Here is a 19,993-nt window from a genome sequence, read left to right on the forward strand (position 1 = left end):
TCAGTCATGGGGCTGGACCTCTTCCAGGATTGTCCTGTAACCGGCAAAATCGAACTGCTCCAGCCGCTCGCGCAGGGCCGTAACAAGAGGGCCGTTGCCCGCTTCCCGGTCCAGCTCGCTCAGCTTTGCCTCGATGCCATGCACATAGCCGATATCTCCAAGATCCATCAGGTCACGCAAGTGACCGGGGCCGGGATTGGCGTAAATTGCGTGCGGCGTCTCCCGCTGCGGCTCTGCCTGAAGCAGGATGATCGGCAGGGAAGGGGCGGCCTGCGGCTCCGGTGCAGGTGCGGCCGGTGCGCCATAACGCCAGACGAGGCCGGGCAGGCGGCCGAGACGGTCGAGAAGCTGGGCCATGTCCACGGGCTTGGCCAGCGTGTCGTCATGGGCAGGCTCGCCGGTGGGGCGCAGGGCCGTGTCGCCGATATTGGCTGAGAGCATGACGATGCGGCCCTTGTAGCCGCGATGGCGCAGGGCGGCTGCCACTTCCCAGCCGTTGAGGCCGGGCATGGAAATATCGGCCAGCACCAGATTCGGCGCAAGCTCCAGCGTGAGATCTATGCCTTCCTGCCCGTTTTCCGCCGTCAGCACGATGAAGCCGAGTGGCGCCAGCATCTCGCGCATGAGGGCGCGGTGGTCGCCATTGTCGTCGATGACGAGGATGGAGCGGCGCGGCCCTTCATAGCCGCGCACCAGCCGGTCCGCGGCAAGGGCCGGAGCCGGGCCGTTGAGCGCCGCCAGCATCAGCCGCACGGTGAAGGTGCTGCCCTTGCCTTGTTCGCTGGTGACGTCAATGGAGCCGCCCAGCGTCTGTGCCAGAAGCTTGGTGATGGTCAGCCCGAGGCCAAGCCCCGGCGTGCGGTGTACAGCTTCACTGCTGCCCCGTCCGAAGGGTTCGAAGATGCGCTCCAGATCTTCCGGCGCAATGCCGCGGCCCGTATCGGTGATGCGGAAGGTGGCGACCTGCGAGCGGTAGGCAACGTCCAGCGTGATCCGGCCCTTGTCCGTGAACTTGATGGCATTGGACAGGAGATTGACGAGGATCTGGCGCAGGCGCTTTTCATCGGTGCGCACCAGTGCGGGCAGGTTCGGCGCACGGGAAAACTCGAAGCCGAGCCCCGTCGCCTGCGCCTGCAGCCGCACCATGGCGACGATCTGGTCGAGGAATTCGTGGATGTTGACCGTGTCCGTGCTGACCTGAAGCCGGCCAGCCTCAATGCGGGAAATGTCGAGAAGGCCGTCGATCAGGCCGGAAAGATGCTCCGCGCTGCGGCGGATGACCTGAATGCTGGCCTTGCGCTCACGCGGGATGGCCTCGTCCCGCTCCAGCACTTGCGCATAGCCGAGAACCGCATTGAGCGGGGTGCGCAATTCGTGGCTGAGGCCGATGACATAGCGGCTCTTGGCGTGGTTGGCCGCTTCCGCCGCTTCCTTCGCCCGTTGCAGTGCGGCGTCCGTCTTGCGGTGCGCTTCGATTTCCTGCAGCAGCAGCGTGTTCTGGCGGGCGGACTCTTCTTCCGCTACCCGGCGCGTGTCATGGGCGAGCACGAGGAACCAGACGCCAATCCCAGCGGCGATGGCAAAGACGACGAAGATGAGCGCGATGATCTGTCCCGGTGCAAGGCTCTCCTCCACGCTGTGCACCATGGACTGGTTGTAGATGATGGTGAGGATGAGGCCGATGCCGGTGATCACCAGCGCCGAGGTGGTGAGATAGCGGCCAAGCCGGGTGCCGAGCTTTTCCATCGCCCAGGCGGGCAGGGCGGCAGCTGCGACCGTCTTCGTTTGATAGGCGAGCCGCGCCTTCGGCTTGCAGCTGTCGCCGCAACGGGCATCCAGCGTGCAGCAGAGCGAGCAGATCGGCACCTGATAGGCCGGGCAATAGGCCATGTCTTCCGGCTCGAACGGGTTTTCGCAGACCGAGCAGGTGATAGTGGTGCGGGATTGCCAGTGGCGGCGCGGCTTGCGGGCCAGATAATATTTGCCCTTCGTGCCCCAGGCGATGAGCGGGGCAAAGACGTAAGGCAGCACGAAGGCGATGAAGGTGGCGAGAGCTGCCGCCGTGACGCCGAAAATGCCGTAATGCGCCAGCAGCGCAATCAGCGCCGCCCCGCCCATGGCGCCGGTGCCCACGGGGTTGATGTCATAGAGATGGGCACGTTTGAACTCGATGCCCGGCGGGGCAAGGCCCAGCGGCTTGTTGATGAAGAGATCGGCGGAAATCGAGGAAAGCCAGGCCATGGCGATGATGGAGAAGACGCCCAGCGTCTCCTCCAGAAGCTCGTAGATGCCAAGTTCCATCAGCAGCAGGGCGATTCCGACATTGAACACAACCCAAACCACCCGGCCCGGATGGCTGTGGGTGAGGCGGGAGAAGAAGTTGGACCAAGCCAGCGACCCGGCATAGGCATTCATCACGTTGATCTTGAGCTGCGCCACCACCACGAAGGCGGCCATCAGCATGATGGCGGCCTGTTCGGAAGGCAGCATGTAGCCGAAGGCGACTGCATACATGCGTGACGGCTGATCGGCCTCGCTTGCCGGAATGCCGGACGAGAGCACCAGCACGGCAAGGAAAGAGCCGGCCAGCAGCTTCGGCAGGCCGATGACCACCCAGCCGGGACCCGCCAGAAACAGCGCAAAGCGGCGCAGCGGCGACAGGTTTTCCTTCGCCGGCAGGAAGCGCAGGAAGTCCACCTGCTCGCCGATCTGCGCCATCAGCGCCAGCACCACGGCAGCGGCGGCACCGAATTGCAGCAGGTCCACCGGATTGGAATAGGCTTCCCGGGGCGCGCCGGAGGCGGGATCAATGCCGGCAAAGCCGAGCCAGACGCCCACCGCCTGCCAGTCCGTCAGCGCAATGAAAATGAAAGGCAGGATGTTGAGGATGATCCAGAAGGGCTGGGTCAGAAGCTGGAAGCGGCTGATCAGGGTGATGCCATGGGTGACCAGCGGGATCACTGCCACGGCGCTGAGGATATAGCCGATCCAGAGCGGTATGCCGAAGGCATATTCGAGGGCGCTCGACATGATCGAGGCTTCGATGGCGAAGAGAATGAAGGTGAAGCTGGCATAGATCAGCGAGGTCAGGGTTGAGCCGATGTAGCCGAAACCGGCACCGCGCGTCAGCAGGTCGATATCCACCCCGTGACGCGTGGCATAGCGGGCGATAGGCAGGCCGACGAAAAGCAGCACCGCGCAGCCTGCCAGAATCGCGGCAAAGGCATTGGCTGTGCCATAGGACAGGGTGATGGCACCGCCGATTGCCTCCAGCGCCAGAAACGAGATGGCTCCGCTTGCCGTATGGGCAATGGCGCGGCTGGAAAAGCGCCGGGCGCTCTTGGCCGTGAAGCGCAGCGCATAGTCTTCCAGGGTCTGGTTGTTGACCCATTGATTGTAATGCCGGCGCACCGGCAGGATGCGCTGACGCGCTGTCATTCAGGCGCCCCCTATTTAGGCGTCTGCCCATTCATTGGGCAGTTTGCCGTCCCGCATTCCCGAAAAAGCTCCGGATGCCGCCCCGTTTCTTGCAAGTTCACTTGTTCCTAGCAGGGATCATGCCGGTTTTCCCCGTGGCGCTGCCCAGCGGGAAGGCAGGCTGCAAGGCTGACGCAGGGGGCTACGTCAATCGACGTATGTTGCGCTGCCGCATGAGGCCGCACGATCCCCTTCAGACGGCAGCCAGCGGCGGCCGCGGGCGGCAAGCCGGATGAGCGGAGACAATCCGGACGGCGCACCGCTTCCAGATGGGGTGATCCCGGCAACGGACCGGGACGGGCAAAAATCAAGGGGAACAGCAGATGATGACCAGGATGACTTCCCGCATGGCAGGGTTCGTGGTGGCGGGCCTGATGACATCGACCATGATCGGCGGCGCGCTGGCCGAGGAGACGATCAAGATCGGCATCCTGCATTCGCTGTCGGGCACGATGGCGATTTCCGAAACGACGCTGAAGGACACCATGCTGTTCCTCATCGAGGAGCAGAACAAGAAGGGCGGCGTGCTGGGCAAGAAGCTGGAAGCCGTCGTTGTTGACCCTGCATCCGACTGGCCGCTCTTTGCCGAAAAGGCCCGCGAGCTTGTCGCGGTCAACAAGGTTTCGGCCGTCTTCGGCTGCTGGACCTCCGTGTCGCGCAAGTCCGTGCTGCCGGTGTTCGAGGAGCTGAACTCGATCCTGTTCTACCCCGTTCAGTACGAGGGTGAGGAAAGCCAGCGCAACGTGTTCTACACCGGCGCTGCCCCCAACCAGCAGGCCATTCCGGCGGTGGACTACCTCATGAACGAGGAAGGCGTGGAGCGCTGGGTGCTGGCAGGCACCGACTATGTCTATCCGCGCACGACGAACAAGATCCTTGAAGCCTACCTGAAGTCCAAGGGCGTCAAGGAAGAGGACATCATGATCAACTACACGCCGTTCGGTCATTCCGACTGGCAGACGATCGTGTCCGACATCAAGGCCTTCGGCTCCACCGGCAAGAAGACTGCCGTGGTCTCCACCATCAACGGCGATGCCAACGTGCCCTTCTACAAGGAACTCGGCAACGCCGGCATCAAGGCCGAAGACATTCCGGTCGTCGCCTTCTCCGTGGGTGAGGAAGAGCTCGCCGGTCTCGACACCGCCCCGCTCGTCGGCCATCTGGCTGCCTGGAACTATTTCCAGTCCGTCGACACCCCGGCCAATGCCGAGTTCATCGAAAGCTGGCGCGCCTTCATCGGCAACGAAAAGCGCGTGACCAACGATCCGATGGAAGCCCATTACATCGGCTTCAACATGTGGGTGAAGGCCGTCGAGAAGGCCGGCACCACCGACACGGATGCAGTCATCGACGCGCTGATCGGCGTCTCCGTGCCGAACCTCTCCGGCGGCTATTCGGCCATGATGCCGAACCACCACATCACCAAGCCGGTGCTCATCGGCGAAATCCAGGCCGATGGCCAGTTTGAGACCGTGTGGGAAACCCCCGGCCTCGTGGTGGGTGACGAGTGGTCCGATTATCTGGAGGGCTCCATGGACCTGATCGCCGACTGGCGCGCCCCGCTCTCCTGCGGAAACTTCAACGTGAAGACCGGCAAGTGCGGCGGCTCCGGCAGCTGATGTGAGACGGCTTTCAATGAGGGGCGGGGCCGCCCCTCACCCCTCACTGCGTGGGACAGCATTTGCAACGGACTGCCTGTCAGGCTCCAACTCCTCTCCCCCCTTGAGGGGGAGATGCCCCCGGCAGGGGGCAGAGGGGGGTAACTGACTCTCCGTTTTGAAGAGAGGTTCCGCCGTGCTGAAGCGTTGCCACCCCCCTCTGTCAGCTTGCGCTGACATCTCCCCCTCAAGGGGGGAGAGGGGCGCTGCGGCAAAAGGAGAGGGCTGAAACGCCCCCGGAAACCGGCTCTCACGCAGCAAGGTCCGCATGTTTCAAAAGATGCTAACGCTCCTCTCCCTCTTTGGGGGAGGGGGTAGCTGCGGGAGCTACAGCCTCCCGCTGCCATGATTGCTTCCAGCCAGGTGACGCCCATGTCTCTGAAACGCCTCATGATCTGTCTGCTGATGCTGGTGATGTCCGTTGCCGTGCAGCAGCATGCCCTTGCGCAGGACGCGGATGCGCTGCGCCCCTTGGTGAACAAGCTGGGCGAGGGCGGGTTTAAGGAAACCGAGGCGCAGGTGGGTGCGCTGGCGGCAACCGGAGATCCCGCCGTGGCTCCGGCGCTGGAGGCCTTGTCGTCCGGCGATCTCTACGTGCGCAAGAGCGACGCCATGGCCGTCATCGGCACGAAGGCGGGCTCCGGCCTTGCGCTGAGCGATCCGCTCACCGGTGAGGCGCTGGGCACGGTCACGACGGGCGAAGTGACCAAGATCAAGGTCAACAACGGATTGCGCCGGTCGATCCGCGCCGCGCTGGGCAGCCTGACGCTGGGCTCTGCTGATGCCCGCGTTCGTCTGGCTGCGGCCAATTCCATGTTCCGCTCCCGCGATGTGGAAACGCTGCCTCAGCTCGAGGCAGCCATCGCCAGGGAGACGGATGCGGGGGTGAAGACTGCGATGGAGCGTGCCCGGGCGGCCACTGTGCTGGCCGGTGACGCGCCGGAGGCGGACAAGCTGGCGGCTGTGGATCTGATCGCCTCGGCGGGCGGGCGCGATGCCCTGTCCGTGCTGACGTCGATTGCCAGCGATGCCAGGGCGCCGCAGGCCCTGCGCGATGCGGCGCAGACCGGCCTCACCCGCATTGAAAAGTCGCTGGCGCTCTGGGATGGCGCGCAGAACATCTGGTACGGCCTGTCGCTGGGCTCGGTGCTGCTGCTGGCCGCCATCGGCCTTGCCATCACCTTCGGCGTCATGGGCGTCATCAACATGGCCCATGGTGAAATGGTGATGATCGGCGCCTATGTCACCTTCATGGTGCAGGAGGTGATCCGCACCAGTTTCCCCGGCCTGTTCGGCGCGTCGCTTTTCATTGCGCTGCCGCTCGCCTTTCTGGTGACGGGGCTGATCGGCATGGCCATCGAGCGCGGCATCATCCGTTTCCTCTACGGGCGGCCGCTGGAAACGCTGCTGGCTACCTGGGGCCTGTCGCTGATGCTGCAGCAGGCGGTGCGCTCGATCTTCGGGCCGACCAACCGGGAAGTGGGCAATCCGGACTGGATGTCCGGCGCCTTCCAGCTGGGTGAGATGACCATCACCTATAACCGGCTCTGGATCGTCGTCTTCGCCATGCTGGTCTTTGCCGGGCTGATGCTGGTGCTGAAGAAGACGCCCTTCGGCCTCTACACCCGCGCCGTCACGCAGAACCGCCGCATGGCCGCCTCGATGGGCATCCGCACGCCCTGGATCGACGCGCTGACCTTCGGTCTTGGCTCCGGCATTGCCGGGATCGCCGGTGTCGCCCTGTCGCAGATCGACAATGTGTCACCCAACCTCGGGCAGGGCTACATCATCGACAGCTTCATGGTCGTCGTCTTCGGCGGGGTGGGCAACCTGTGGGGCACGCTGGTGGGTGCGCTGACGCTCGGTGTCGTCAACAAGTTCCTGGAGCCCTATGCCGGGGCCGTGCTTGGCAAGATCCTCGTGCTCGTCTTCATCATCCTCTTCATCCAGAAGCGTCCACGGGGGCTGTTCGCCCTCAAGGGCCGGGCAGTTGACGCATGATCACCCATTTCCTTCTCCGCGCCTTCGACCGGCAGGCCACGCTGTTCCTCCTCATTGCAGGCGGCATCATTCTGGCAGTGCCTGCGCTCAACCTGCTGCTGCCGCCGGATCATCCGCTGCATGTGCCCACCTATGCGGTAAGCCTGATGGGCAAGTATCTCACCTATGCGCTGCTGGCGCTGTCGGTGGATCTGGTCTGGGGCTATTGCGGCATTCTCTCGCTGGGTCATGGCGCCTTCTTCGCCCTCGGCGGCTATGCCATGGGCATGTATCTGATGCGCCAGATCGGTCCGCGCGGCGTCTATGGCGACCCGGTGCTGCCGGACTTCATGGTGTTCCTCAACTGGAAGGAACTGCCCTGGTACTGGTACGGCTTCGACAGCTTTCCCTTTGCCATGCTGATGGTGCTGCTGGTGCCGGGTGTGCTCGCCTTTGTCTTCGGCTGGTTTGCCTTCCGCTCGCGGGTATCTGGGGTCTATCTGTCGATCATCACGCAGGCGCTCACCTATGCGCTGCTGCTCGCCTTCTTCCGCAATGACATGGGCTTTGGCGGCAACAACGGGCTGACCGATTTCAAGGACATCCTCGGCTTCTCCGTGCAGGCCGATGCCACCCGCGCCGGGCTGTTCCTCGCTTCCGGTCTGGCACTGCTCGTGTCCTTCCTGCTCGCCCGTTCCATCACCCGCTCCAAGCTCGGCAAGGTGCTGGTGGCGGTGCGCGATGCGGAAAGCCGCACCCGTTTCCTCGGCTACAAGGTGGAGCGCTACAAGCTCTTCGTCTGGACTGTTTCGGCCATGATGGCGGGCCTTGCCGGGGCGCTCTACGTGCCGCAGGTGGGCATCATCAATCCGGGCGAATTTGCCCCGGCCAATTCCATCGAGGTGGTGATCTGGGTGGCGGTCGGCGGGCGCGGCACGCTCTATGGGCCGATCATCGGCGCGGTGCTGGTCAACTACGGCAAGACCTGGTTCACCGCCGTTCTGCCGGAAATCTGGCTCTTTGCCCTCGGCGCGCTGTTCGTGGTGGTGACGCTGTTCCTGCCCAAGGGCATCACCGGCCTTGCCGCGCAGATCCGGGAAAAGGCGGCCCGCCGCCGCAAGCCGCAGGACATGCCCGCATCCGGCTCTCAACCCTCTGGCGCCAAAGCGCCGCAACCGGCGGAGTGAAGCCATGACCCTTCAGTCGAGCCTTCTCTATCTGGATGGCGTCAGCGTCTCTTTCGATGGCTTCCGCGCCCTCAATTCCCTGTCCTTCGTCATCGCGCCGGGCGAGATGCGCGCCATCATTGGCCCCAACGGTGCGGGCAAGACCACAATGATGGATGTGATCACCGGCAAGACCCGGCCCGATACGGGCGAGGTGTTCTTTGGCGGTGAGACCGACCTCACCCAGCTGGACGAGGCCGACATCGCCGAGCTTGGCATCGGCCGGAAATTCCAGAAGCCGACGGTCTTCGAGAGCCATACGGTGCAGGACAATCTGGAACTGGCGCTGAAGGCTCCGCGCGGACCGTTCTCGACGCTGTTCCACGTGCTGTCGCGCAAGGAAAAGGCCCGGATCGAAGAGCTGCTGGAACTGATCCGGCTGGGCAGCCGCCGCAACGAGCTGGCGGCCAATCTCAGCCATGGCCAGAAGCAGTGGCTGGAAATCGGCATGTTGCTGGCGCAGGAGCCGCAGCTTCTCCTGGTCGATGAGCCTGCCGCCGGCATGACCGACGCCGAGACGGCGGAAACGGCAGAGCTGCTGAAGGACATCAACAAGACCCGTTCCGTGGTGGTGGTGGAGCACGACATGAGCTTCATCCGTGCGCTGGGCGTCAAGGTGACGGTGCTGCACGAAGGCTCCGTTCTGGCCGAAGGCTCGATCGACCACGTGTCCTCGAACGAGCGGGTGGTGGAAGTTTATCTGGGGCGGTGAGGGGGCTGTGTTTCCTCCGGCCTGACCAAGGCTCCAACTCCTCTCCCCCCTTGAGGGGGAGATGCCCCCGGCAGGGGGCAGAGGGGGGTAACGGACTGTCCAGTCATACGAGAGGCAATGCCGTGTCTAGGGGCTGCTACCCCCCTCTGTCAGCTTGCGCTGACATCTCCCCCTCGAGGGGGGAGAGGGGCACTGCGGCAAAAGGAGAGTGCGTTCCTTCTCCTCGAGGGGAGAGGAACTTGAGCCCGATGAAAGTCCGGCACCTTGTGCCGGGTGAAATGGAGCAGACCATGCTGAGCGTTGAAAAGATCGATCTTCACTACGGCGCGGCTCAGGCGCTCAAGGGCGTGTCCATTGAGGCGGAGGCGGGCAAGGTGACGTGCCTGATGGGCCGCAACGGCGTGGGCAAGACCTCGACCTTGCGTGCCATCGCGGGCCAGCAGCCGGTCAGCGGTGGGCGCATCCTGTGGCAGGGACAGGATATCTCGCGCCTTGCGCCCCATGCCCGGGCACGGCTTGGCATTGCCGTCGTGCCCCAGGGCCGCGAGATCTTTCCGCTTCTGAGCGTGAAAGAGAATCTTGAAACCGGCTATGCTCCGCTCGCCCGCCGTGACCGGACCATTCCGGACACGATCTTCGAGTTGTTCCCGGTGCTGAAGGACATGCTCTCACGCCGGGGCGGTGATCTGTCCGGCGGGCAGCAGCAGCAGCTTGCCATCGCCCGTGCCCTCGTCATGCGGCCGAAGCTTCTGGTGCTGGACGAGCCGACGGAAGGCATTCAGCCGTCGATCATCAAGGACATTGGCCGGGCCATCGAGTGGCTGCGCGATCAGGGCACCATGGCGATCATTCTTGTGGAGCAGTATTTCGAATTCGCCCGCGATCTCGCCGACCGCTTCGCCGTGATGGACCGGGGCGAGATGGTGATGGCCGGGCTCCGGACGGAGCTGGATGAAACGGAAGTCCGCCGCCATCTGACGGTCTGAGCCTGCGCGTACCGGAGCCGGGGGTGGCCTGCGGGCGCCCGAATGCGCAGAGGATCGTAAGAATTACGCTGTTCTGCGTTTCAAGGTCACGCTGTTGACACGCTTTGTCCTAAACTCGGTCCGATTCGGTATTCGGGGAGACTGGGATGAAGCGGCTTGTGATCGGGGCAGGCATTGTGGCTGTGCTCGTGGCCTCTGCTGTGGTCATCGTGCCCATGGTGCTGCCGAAGGACGCCATCAAGGCGCGCGTCGTGCAGGAAGTGGAAGCGGCCACCGGCTGGCGGCTGCGGATCGACGGGCCTGTTTCCATCTCTCTTCTCCCCCAATTTCAGCTCAGTGCGACGGATGTGGGCCTGTCGGGCGAGGCCGGGGCGCAGGGTGTCGAATTTGCCCGTGCCGGCACCATTTCTTTCGAGCTTGCCTGGGGCGCCCTTTTCGGTGGTGCCATTCAGGTAACGGGGATCGGCCTCGACAAGCCGGAATTCGATCTGCTCATCGACGCGGAAGGCCGCACTTCCTGGGCGCCGCGCAAGCCGATGAAGCGGATTGAGGGCGTTTTCACCCAGTTCGATGGCAAAGGCAACGCGCAGCCTGCAGCGGCCGGATCGCCGGCACAGACGCTGCCGGCCGAGGCACCGCAGGAAGCGCGTGATCTGTCCGCCCTGACCCGGATCGGCTTTGATGATGTCCAGGTTCGCGGTGGCCGCATCACCTTTGCGGATGCGCGCAGCGGTTCCCGGCAGGAACTGAGCGATATCAATGGCCGCTTCACTGTGCCCGCACTGGACCGCACGGCGGATCTTGACGCCAGTGCCGTGTGGAAGGGCCAGTCCGTTGTGTTTGACGCGGAGGTGACGAGCCTCTTGAAACTTGCCGCCGGAGAGACGGCAGCCATCGACCTGATGGTCATAGCAGGTGGTGCCACCGTCAATGTTGAGGGTGGGCTTGGCCTGTCGCCGCTGGCTGTGGATCTGGCTGTGGACGGCAAGGCCGCGTCTCTGGCTGCCATCATGGCGCTTGCGGGAGCTGACGGCGCGCAGGACAGCGGAGAAGTCTCCCTTGCCGGCCGGATTGCCGGCGATGCGCGCCAGATTGTCCTGCAGGATGGAACGGCTGCCCTTGGTGCGCTCAAGCTGGCGCTGTCCCTCAATGCGGACCTGACTGGCAAGGCGCCGCAGCTTGAAGGCCGTGTCCAGTCGTCGGGCGGCAGCTTGCAGGATGCGCTGAGGCTGGCAAACCTGTCCTTCCCGGCCACGGGTGAGTTTGGCACGGATCTGCGCTTTGCGGCGGCAGGAGCGGATACGCCCTCGCTGCTGGGCTCGCTGGAACTCTCCGGCCTTGTCTCGGTCTCCGGCGGCACGGTGACAGGCCTTGACCTGGCCGCAGCCACCGGCGGCGATGAAAGCGCCAACCAGATCAGCGGCATCAATGCCAAGGTGAGTTTCGACGGGCTGGACAAGCCGGTCACCGTCTCCGGCGGGCTGAGCTGGCGCGGTGAAGCCTTCGCCCTGAAGGGAACGGCTACCCCGGCCATCCTGCTGGCTGGTCTTCCGGCACCCGTCGATATCCGCCTTGAAGGTGCCAAGGGTGCCGCCGGGTTTGAAGGCTCTGCCTCCTTGTCCGGCGGGGTGGATGGCTCGGTCTTCGTGGAGACGAAGAGCCTGCGCAATCTGCTGTCCTGGCTGGGCCGCCCGCTTGCGCCTGGCGCCGGTCTTGGCCCGTTCCGGGTGGCGGGTGTGTTTGCCGCCGGGGACAATGCGGTCTCCTTCCGCAACACGGCCTTCACACTGGATGGCATCAGCGGCAGCGGCGAGGGCAGGCTTGCTTTTGGCGGGGTGCCGAAGCTGACGGCGTCGCTCGTGCTCGAAAGCCTGCCGCTGGATCCCTATCTTGGCACGGGCCCTGCGCGGGCGCCTGCCGGTGCCAAGCCCGCCGCAGGTGCTGCGGCCCCCTCTGGCGGCGCCAGAGCTGCGAAGGGCTGGAGCAATGCCCCGGTCGATTTCGGCGGCCTTGCGGCTTTTGATGCGGACCTGACCCTGACGGCCAAGTCGATCAACTGGGACAGGATCAAGCTTGGCAACAGCGCGCTCAAGGTGGCGATTGCCGATGGGGTTCTGACCGCAGATCTGCAGCAGGTCTCGCTTTATGGCGGCGAGGGCAAAGGCACGCTGACGGTGGAAGGCGGCAACCGCCAGCCGCAGATCCGCTCGGCCTTCACCCTGGCCAAAGTCGGGGCCCGGGATCTCTTGCGCGATGCCACGGGCATTTCCTGGCTCGATGGCGTGGGCTCGCTCTCCTATGACGTCAATACGCGTGGCAGCAGTGAAGCGGAGCTGATCGGCAATCTCGGCGGCGAAGCGAAGCTTGAGGTCCTCAACGGCGCCATTCTCGGGGTCAACCTGCCGGATATGGTGCGCAATGTTGCGGCCCGCACACTGCTGGGCTGGCAGCAGTCCAGCGAGGCGCGGACGGATTTCACCACCTTGAGTGCATCCTTCCAGATCAGCAATGGTGTTGCCCTCAACCAGGATCTGGCGCTGGCCGGTCCGCTGATCCGCATGACGGGCAGCGGCACCACCGACATGCCGGGCCGGACGCTGGACTGGCGGGTGGAGCCGCAGATCGTACCCAGCCTGCAGGGCATTGCGCCGACGCCGCGGGCCAAGGGCGAATCCAAGACGATGGCGGCCCTCGGCGTGCCGGTCGTCATCCGGGGCTCCTGGGACCGGCCGCAGATCTATCCCGATATTCAGGGCATTCTGGAAAACCCGCAGGCAGCTTATGAACAGCTGCAGCAGGTGGGCGGCGAACTGGTGCAGCTTCTCAAGGTCAAGCCCGATGAGGCGCTCGGGGCCGTGGCCAATGATCTGATCAGCCAGACCACCGGCGGCAAGGTGCAGATCGATGTGCAGAAGGTTCTCGACGGCGAAGTCAGCGACCAGAGCGTGCTGAAGGCGCTGGAGCAGGGCTTTGGCCTGCCGTCCGGCTTCCTGGGCTCATCCGGACCGGGTGTGCCGGAGGGGCGGGAGGTTCTGCCCGAGGAGCCGGGTTCGGAATCCCAGCCCCAGCCTTGAGGTGAAACCGGCGTCAGCTTGCGGCAGCAGGCAGGCCCAGGGCCTTGCGCATGCGGGCAAGGCTGTCATCCAGCTTGCCGGAATTGTCGATGCGGATGACGCCGGGCACGTCGGGCATATCGATGTCGGCCCGGCTGAGGCGCCGGCTGATCTCTTCCCGGCTTTCGCGTCCACGCGCTGCCAGCCGTCCGGCCAGCACATCAATGGGTGCGGTCACCAGCAGGATGATCAGTGAGGCATATTTCTGCCGTGCCTGATTGAGGATCTGGCGTGAGCCATTGGCGATCACCGTGTGACCGGCGCGGATGCCGTCATCGATGCTCTCCGGCAGGATGTAGCCAAGGCCATGCGCCTCCCAGGCAAGGGCCACGCGGCCCTCGCTGCAGAGCCCGTCAAATTCGGCCCGGCCGATGGCATCATGGTCTTCCGTCGCCCCGTCCGTTGTCCGGGTGATGAGGCGGCGGGCAAAGATATAGGCCGGATCGCCCTCAAGGCTGTCACGCAGGGCATTCATCAGCGTGTCCTTGCCCGCTCCGCTGGGGCCAACCACCAGCACCAGCCTGCCAGGCCCGAGCAGGGCCGCGCCGCTGCTTGTCTGGCGTTCCTCAATCCCGCCGTTCATTGCACTCTCCGTGACAGGTGCCGCCTGTATGTGATGTGCCCGTTCACGCGACGCGCCGTCCCTCGCGCCAGACACCGCGCACGACCGGCACATTGCCCACCAGCCGCACCTGCACCAGATCGGCCCTGAGGCCTGTCTCCAGACGGCCGCGGTCGGCAAGGCCTGCCATCTTCGCCGGGGTGGCCGTCACCATCGCCATGGCCTTGGGCAGGGAAACGCCCTCGACGTCACCGGCGAGATGGAACGCGGCCTGCAGCATGGACACCGGCACATAGTCGGAGGAGATGATGTCGAGGCAGCCGTCCTCGGCCAGTGCCTTTGCGGAAATGTTGCCGGAGTGGGAGCCGCCGCGCACCACATTCGGCCCGCCCATCAGCACCCCCATGCCGGCCGCATGCGAGGCGCGGGCCGCTTCCAGCGTCGTCGGGAATTCGGCAATGCCGGTGCCGAGACTGATCGCCTCGTCCACATGGGCCACGGTTGCATCGTCATGGCTGGCCAGAAGAATGCCGCGCTCGCGGGCTGATTCGGCCAGCAGCTTGCGGTGCTGCGGCGCATTGCTGTCGGCAACAGCCTGCCGCATGGCGATGTAGGCTTCCATCTGCTCGTCGGTGAAATTCTTCTTGGTCTGGTAATAGACCCGGTACATCTCAATGGAGACAAACTGGCGCTGGCCGGGCGTGTGATCCATCAGCGACATCAGGCGCACATGGGCATCGTTCTTGAAATGCTCGTAGGCGCTCATGACGTCCGGGGCGGAAACCTCGCAGCGCAGATGGATGAAATGCTCGGCGCGCAGCCGCTTTTCGGCCTGTGCGCTTTCGATGGCGCCGGCGAGCGCGCGCATGTCGTCCACATTCAGTTCCGCTTCCGCATCCATGCCGACGCGCAGCGCATCAAAGACGGTGGTGATGCCGGCGCAGGCGATCTGCGCGTCATGGGCCTGCACGGCGGAGACCGGGTTCCAGCGCACCTTCGGGCGCGGGGAGTAATGGATTTCCAGATGGTCGGTATGCAGTTCGACCAGTCCCGGAATCAGGAAGTCGCCCTCGCAATCATGGCCATGGGCCGGAATGCCGCCTTCATCGATGGCGCTGATCGTGCCGCCCTTCACCTCCAGACTGCCGGTGAAGACATTTTCCGGCAGGACGAGGCGGGCGTTGGTGAAGCTGTGCGTCATGTGGGTCATTGGCTCTGGCTTTCGGCAGAAACGGGGATCAGGCGCAGGGCAGGGTCCTGCGGGCCGGTGGATCCCGTGAGGGGCAGGATGTCGACGGCGCGGAACGGCGCGCCGCGTTCCGGCTCGGCAAAAAGGCCGAGGCTGGCGATCTGATGCGCACGGTCCGTCACTTGCGCAAAATGGGCCATGGCGGCCGCCTCAAGGGCGGCCATTGTGCTGTCGTCTTCCAGCTTCACCGAGAGGGTCATGTGGAAGCGGAATTCCTCGAAGACATAAGGATAACCCCAGGCCCGCAAGAGGTCCTGCTGGCGGGGAGAGAGGTTCGCGGCAAGGCGGCGGGCCATGTCGGCTTCGCTCAGCGGCGCGCGGAAGGGCTCCAGGGCCTCGACGCAGGCACCTGCGAAGGCGTTCAGATCCCCGCTTTCCGGCTGCGGGGTCAGCGCCAGAAAGCGGCCAAGCCGGGTGACGGAGAGGCCGGGAATGGTGAAGGGGGCTGCATGGCTGCAAAAGACACGGAAGGCATTGCGCAGCGCCCGTTCATCAAGTCCGCCTGCAAGGGAAAACGGCGCTTTCAATGTGCCGTGGAAGCCATAGCGGCGCGGGTCCGTTGTCAGGGTGGCGATGTCCTCAGCGGCAAGGCCCGGTACATTTGGCTGGGGCAGAGCTGCGCCGTCCACCGCGTCGCGTCCCAGCCACGAGGCTCCGAGCCGGGTCAGAGGACTGTCTGCGGGGGCGGTGTAATAGATAGCGTAACGCATCGGAGGAGGCCGTCTTGTCTCAAGAATCGTAAGGCTGAATAAAAGAAGCAATGGCCAGAACTAAGGCTGGCGCATGTAGGCTATGTGACAGAGATGTTTCCGTCCTCAGCTCCGGTGTGGCGGGCATAGGCGGCAAGGCGCTCCTCCAATGTGCCGGAGTGGAGCTCGAACAGATGGTTGTCTTCGTCGTAGAAGTACACCGACCGGCCCTCACCGGCAATGCGGGGCCGGGGCGGCCTTACCTCCAGGCCAAGGCTGCGGATGCGCTCCATTGCAGGCTCGATCTCCGCATCATCCACCTTGAAGGCGATGTGATTGTAGCTGCGCTCGGGCAGGCTTTCGCCCTGCATGACGGCGATCCAGATATCTCCAGATACAAAGAATTTCTCCGGAGATAACGAAAATCCGGCACCGCGGCTGCAGTAAACCTCATTGAGGCCAAGAACCTCCGTGAGAATTCTGGCCATTCGCGTGATGTCACGGCAGATGAAAGTCATGTGGGAAAGGCCGTGAATCGGCATGGATTAATTCCCTGTTTGAGTCTGCAGCCAATGCGCGTAGATATTCACAATATCGCTCCAATGGTTGTCTTGGATCAACTTGCTTTTCATGGCGGCATAGGTAATTACTGCGATGCCCTGCCGGAGAGGTGAGGGCTGCTGAGTGTTTCTTAAATTTGTCTACTTGTATACATTGAGCTGAGCGGCAAAGCAACGCCGCGGCAAGGGGGCGCTGAATGACCGGGTTTGGACCGCTGGACCGGGGGACAGGGATTGCCGTCTGGCGTCAGATAGCCGAGTGGATCCGCTCCGAGGCAGCTGCCGGCCGGTTCGTGCCTGGCATGCAGCTGCCACCGGAAATGGAGCTTGCGGCCCGCTTCGGCGTGAACCGGCATACGGTCCGCCGCGCTATCTCGGTGCTGACGCACGAGGGGCTGCTGCGTGCGGATCAGGGGCGGGGAACCTTTTTTGCGGGGCGTTCCGTCAGCTATCCGATCTCGCGGCAGACACGCTTCTCTGAAATTCTGGCCGGGCAGGGCCATGCGCCAGGCGGGCGCCTGACGGGAGCTGGCGTCGAGGGGGCGAATGAAGTCCTTGCCGCCCGGCTGGAGGTGCCGGCCGGAACACCGCTGCAGCGGATAGAGACTTTGCGGATGTCAGGGGACACGCCGGTTCTGGCTGGAACAAGCTGGTGTGAGCTGATCCGTTTTCCGGGCTTTGCCGCTGATTTTGCCGAAACTGGCTCCTTCACCCAGTGTTTCACCAGGGCAGGGCTTGGAGGATATGTCCGCCGCGAAACGCGGATCTATGCTGAACGTGCCACGGTTGAGGATGCCCGGTTGCTGGGAGTTGAATTCGGCTCGCCTGTGATGGTGATGGAAGTGATCAACGAGGACCCGGATGGCCGTCCGGTGCAATACGCCCGCAGCCGCGTTGCGGCAGACCGGATGGAACTGGTGGTGCGCAGCTGATCAGCTCTTCTTGCGGGTCCAGCAGGGCTTTGCCTTGCTGGCTTCCTTCCAGCCGCTGCGGGCTTCCGGCCAGGCCGTCCGGGCCTGTGCTTCATGCCATCCCAGGACGAAGCCGGACGCCGCGGCAAGAGAGGCGGCCCGAATCGTCTTGCCCGCCGTCTTTACTGGGCCAGGCGACAGGGTGGCCAGCCTTTCCGCCATGGCCACGTCATTGAGGTAGCCAAAGACATCCTGCAGAGTCTTGAGCTGCTTGAGGAAGGTCTTGCGCGCTTCGCCGGGGAACAGGCTGGCGAAGAACTCCAGCCCGTAGCGGAATTTCTTCAGGGCCTTGCGCATGTCGTGGCGCTCGGTCCGCGACAGGGTGTCGAGCCGCCTGCCATAGCTCTGCACCTTGCGCCAGCGTTTGCCGATTGCTTCGCTGGCAAAGGAAGTTACGGCTTCGCCGAGCTGGTCTGCCTGACGCGCGTCCTCTTCCTTGCGCCAGCCTGAAGTCTCGCAGTAGCCGGCAAGATCCAGCAGGAAGCCGTTGAAGGCCGCGCTTGCCAGTTCCCCCTTCAGGCCCTGCCGTGCTGCCTGCCGGTCCTTGCCGAGCTGTTCCAGCAGCAGCGGAATGTTGATGCCCTCCGGCGCGTGGGATGCAAGAGGCGCGGTGATTTCATCGCTCAGCACATCGAGATCCCGCAGCGCTCCGGCTGCAGCGGCATAGCGGCTGGCCTGCTGGTCCAGCGTGCCGGTGCGGCGCGGGTCAAGAACCGGGCGGAACAGCTTGAACGCTGTGCGCAGCCGCCGGAAGCCGATGCGCAGCTGATGCGGGCCTTCATTGTCCGCACTGGTGAGGCAGACCATGCGGGCGGCGGAAATCTGATCGATGCAGGAGCGCAGGATGTGCTGATAGGCGTCTTCCACGCGCATCGTGGCGTCGAGGCTGATGGTGCCGGCGTTGCACGGGGCTTCATCCTGCCCGAGAAACAGCCGGTAGCCGCGCTCGGCCTTGCTCATCGGCGAAAAGCGGAAGGCATTGGCGCCCGTCAGTGCCAGTGCTGCCTCATAAAGCGGCGCGATGCCTCCGGACTTCAGCTCCAGCTCCAACTCGCACAGGGGCAGGCGTTTGTCTCCCGCAACAATCTCGCCGATGTCCAGCGCGGCCTCGATGACGGTTCCATCTTCCCGCGTCAGGTCGCGCTGGGTGCGCTGCATCACCGTCTCGAAACAGGGAACGAGTCCGGCACCGCCGGTGCAGTCCGCAATCTGACGGCGGATATCTTCATCGGCGACCTGATCCAGCTGGAATTGCGGGCCGCTGACATCTGTCTCGATCTCGATCGGAGAGGACAGGCCGCCGGAAAGCGGCTTGCCGAGCTTGACGGTCTGGATCCAGCGCCGCCCGGACTTGCGCACCCGTGCGGCGATCCTGGCCTTGTGCAGCCTGAGATCCGCCGTGTCGAAATAGATCGACGTGAGTTGCTTCGTTGAAGTTTTGCCGGAGAAAAAACCTGTGAGGGCCCCGGAGAACATCAGGTCCTCCGCTGCGCAAGGTTCAAGCTCCAGCTTGAGTTCGACTTCTCTGTCCGGCGTGCTCATGGCAAAACTACTAACCTGCCGCCAGTTTGGAGTCGAATGATTTCCGGAGACTTTCGTGGTCAGCCGCGCCCGAACAGGCGGCCGATGCGGGCGCTCACCTTCATCAGGAGGGAAACAGTCCACGGCATGGGGCGCCGGTTGAAGGCGATCTTGCGCACATAGACCGGCACATGCCAGACCGCGCGCGTGCCTGCCGGAAACAGCATGCTGACGCCGGGGCGGCCTTCATAGGTGTTGCCGGCCTCGTCTGTGATGTGCACCTCGCCTTCAAGGAACAGCACCGTTTCGTCCCAGAAGAAGTGCCAATGGAACGTGCCGGCGGTGCACTCCCAATGGTCTGTCGAGGACCAGCCGTTGGTGCCGGTCGACAGGCTGGCGAGCCGGGCCTGCGGCGTACCCTCGATGATCCACTCCGGGCGGATCGGTGCGCTGCGCATGGTGGCGGTGTTGAGGGCAGCATAGCGGAAGGCGGGCGTCGAGCTGCCCGTCTGCGTCATCTGGGGTGATGATTCCCCGTCCTGCGGCTTGCCGATGTTGCCGTTTTCAATAAGTGCCATGATGCCCAGCCTTCTCCTGCCCGGCGGTGCCTCTTTGTCTGCGGGCACCTGCGGTTGCTGATCTTATGCCACCGGCCATATTGCATCGTGGTTTAACCGCGGATCTGCGCCATCTGGAATTTGCAAATGCGGTTAACCGCCGGTGACCGGCTGATCAGGCCTTGGCCTGGTAGCGGGCTGCCTCACCGGGCCAGCTTTCAATATCATGCGGGCGGCCTTCCTGATCGGCAAAGGCGACCATATCACGGGCGAGGATGGCATCGAAGAGCAGAACCGAGGTGACAGCCATCCGTCTGCCCCGGTCAAGGATCAGCAGCTCGAAGCCCTCCTGCAGGCGGGTACGCAGATAGGGCACGATATCGCTGGTTTTCCAGGCGAGCGGGCGCGCCGGATCGACGAACATCACATAGATGCGCTCGATCGGGTCGCGGTGGAAATAGGCACCGGCATCCAGCGGATGAGGAATGCGGTTGCGGTCCGGGCTGTTCGTCAGCCGGGCGGAGAGATAGGCGCATTGATAGGCAAGGCAGGCGGCGGGCCGCTCCGGCTGGCCGAAGATGGCGCAGCCATGGTCCTTGATGCTGGCGCAGGGCCGGTACATCGGCTTGTCCAGTGGACCGATTTCGGGAAGCTCGCAGCAATAGGTGCAGGTGCGGCACCAGGATATGCGGGCGCCAGCGTCCTTCTTGCGTTTTGCCTGCCCCACGCGGC

The 19,993-nt window shown here is 64.1% G+C and carries 15 protein-coding genes; 7 read left to right on the forward strand and 8 right to left on the reverse strand.

The window, feature by feature from the left end:
• Positions 1–3,438: a hybrid sensor histidine kinase/response regulator gene (locus H163_RS0118025; RefSeq protein ID WP_019966017.1), complete on the reverse strand. Its 3,438-nt coding sequence runs from the start codon at positions 3,436–3,438 to the stop codon at positions 1–3.
• Between the two features lie 374 nt (positions 3,439–3,812).
• Between H163_RS0118025 and urtA the strand changes: the two genes are divergently transcribed.
• From urtA to H163_RS23155, 6 genes are all read left to right on the forward strand, one after another.
• On the forward strand, positions 3,813–5,096 hold the full coding sequence (gene urtA, locus H163_RS0118030; RefSeq protein ID WP_425298543.1) for an urea ABC transporter substrate-binding protein: 1,284 nt from the start codon (positions 3,813–3,815) through the stop codon (positions 5,094–5,096).
• A 411-nt stretch (positions 5,097–5,507) separates the two neighbouring features.
• Positions 5,508–7,136 carry an urea ABC transporter permease subunit UrtB gene (gene urtB, locus H163_RS0118035; protein WP_026356022.1) on the forward strand — a complete coding sequence of 543 codons (1,629 nt, stop codon included), beginning with the start codon at positions 5,508–5,510 and terminating at the stop codon, positions 7,134–7,136.
• Positions 7,133–8,302, forward strand: coding sequence for an urea ABC transporter permease subunit UrtC (gene urtC / locus H163_RS0118040; protein WP_019966021.1), 1,170 nt, complete (start codon positions 7,133–7,135; stop codon positions 8,300–8,302). The genes urtB and urtC overlap by 4 nt, the downstream gene beginning before the upstream one ends.
• Before the next feature lie 4 nt (positions 8,303–8,306).
• On the forward strand, positions 8,307–9,053 hold the full coding sequence (gene urtD, locus H163_RS0118045; RefSeq protein WP_019966022.1) for an urea ABC transporter ATP-binding protein UrtD: 747 nt from the start codon (positions 8,307–8,309) through the stop codon (positions 9,051–9,053).
• 290 nt (positions 9,054–9,343) lie between these two features.
• Positions 9,344–10,039: an urea ABC transporter ATP-binding subunit UrtE gene (urtE, locus tag H163_RS0118050; RefSeq protein ID WP_026356023.1), complete on the forward strand. Its 696-nt coding sequence runs from the start codon at positions 9,344–9,346 to the stop codon at positions 10,037–10,039.
• A 146-nt stretch (positions 10,040–10,185) separates the two neighbouring features.
• The gene (locus H163_RS23155; RefSeq protein WP_019966024.1) at positions 10,186–13,113 is read left to right on the forward strand and encodes an AsmA family protein; all 2,928 of its coding nucleotides are present in this window, start codon (positions 10,186–10,188) and stop codon (positions 13,111–13,113) included.
• 13 nt (positions 13,114–13,126) lie between these two features.
• Here H163_RS23155 and phnN read toward each other — a convergent pair whose 3' ends face one another.
• The 4 genes from phnN to fosX all read right to left on the reverse strand — a co-directional run bounded on the left by phnN (position 13,127) and on the right by fosX (position 16,194).
• Positions 13,127–13,735: a phosphonate metabolism protein/1,5-bisphosphokinase (PRPP-forming) PhnN gene (gene phnN / locus H163_RS23160; protein ID WP_019966025.1), complete on the reverse strand. Its 609-nt coding sequence runs from the start codon at positions 13,733–13,735 to the stop codon at positions 13,127–13,129.
• 43 nt (positions 13,736–13,778) lie between these two features.
• Positions 13,779–14,924 (reverse strand): alpha-D-ribose 1-methylphosphonate 5-triphosphate diphosphatase, encoded by a 1,146-nt coding sequence (locus tag H163_RS0118065; RefSeq protein WP_019966026.1) that lies wholly within the window; start codon positions 14,922–14,924, stop codon positions 13,779–13,781.
• Complete coding sequence (locus tag H163_RS0118070; protein ID WP_019966027.1) at positions 14,921–15,673, reverse strand: DUF1045 domain-containing protein; 753 nt, start codon at positions 15,671–15,673, stop codon at positions 14,921–14,923. Before H163_RS0118070 ends, H163_RS0118065 begins: the two co-directional genes overlap by 4 nt.
• Positions 15,674–15,753: 80 nt before the next feature.
• A complete protein-coding gene (gene fosX, locus H163_RS0118075; protein ID WP_019966028.1) occupies positions 15,754–16,194 on the reverse strand; it encodes a FosX/FosE/FosI family fosfomycin resistance hydrolase in 441 nt (146 codons plus the stop codon).
• A gap of 215 nt (positions 16,195–16,409) precedes the next feature.
• Between fosX and phnF the strand changes: the two genes are divergently transcribed.
• Positions 16,410–17,144, forward strand: coding sequence for a phosphonate metabolism transcriptional regulator PhnF (phnF, locus tag H163_RS0118080; RefSeq protein WP_019966029.1), 735 nt, complete (start codon positions 16,410–16,412; stop codon positions 17,142–17,144).
• On the opposite strand, the gene H163_RS0118085 is transcribed toward phnF, so the two are convergent.
• The 3 genes from H163_RS0118085 to H163_RS23170 form a co-directional block, all read right to left on the reverse strand.
• Positions 17,145–18,725, reverse strand: coding sequence for a CYTH and CHAD domain-containing protein (locus tag H163_RS0118085; RefSeq protein WP_019966030.1), 1,581 nt, complete (start codon positions 18,723–18,725; stop codon positions 17,145–17,147).
• Positions 18,726–18,784: 59 nt separating this feature from the next.
• Positions 18,785–19,282, reverse strand: a complete 498-nt coding sequence (locus H163_RS23165; RefSeq protein WP_019966031.1) for a cupin domain-containing protein — start codon at positions 19,280–19,282, stop codon at positions 18,785–18,787.
• A 154-nt stretch (positions 19,283–19,436) separates the two neighbouring features.
• Entirely contained in the window at positions 19,437–19,988 is a 552-nt protein-coding gene (locus tag H163_RS23170; RefSeq protein WP_040679190.1) for a hypothetical protein, read from the reverse strand.
• Between the last annotated feature and the right edge of the window lie 5 nt (positions 19,989–19,993).

The organism is Pannonibacter phragmitetus DSM 14782, assembly GCF_000382365.1.
Classification (GTDB): domain Bacteria; phylum Pseudomonadota; class Alphaproteobacteria; order Rhizobiales; family Stappiaceae; genus Pannonibacter; species Pannonibacter phragmitetus.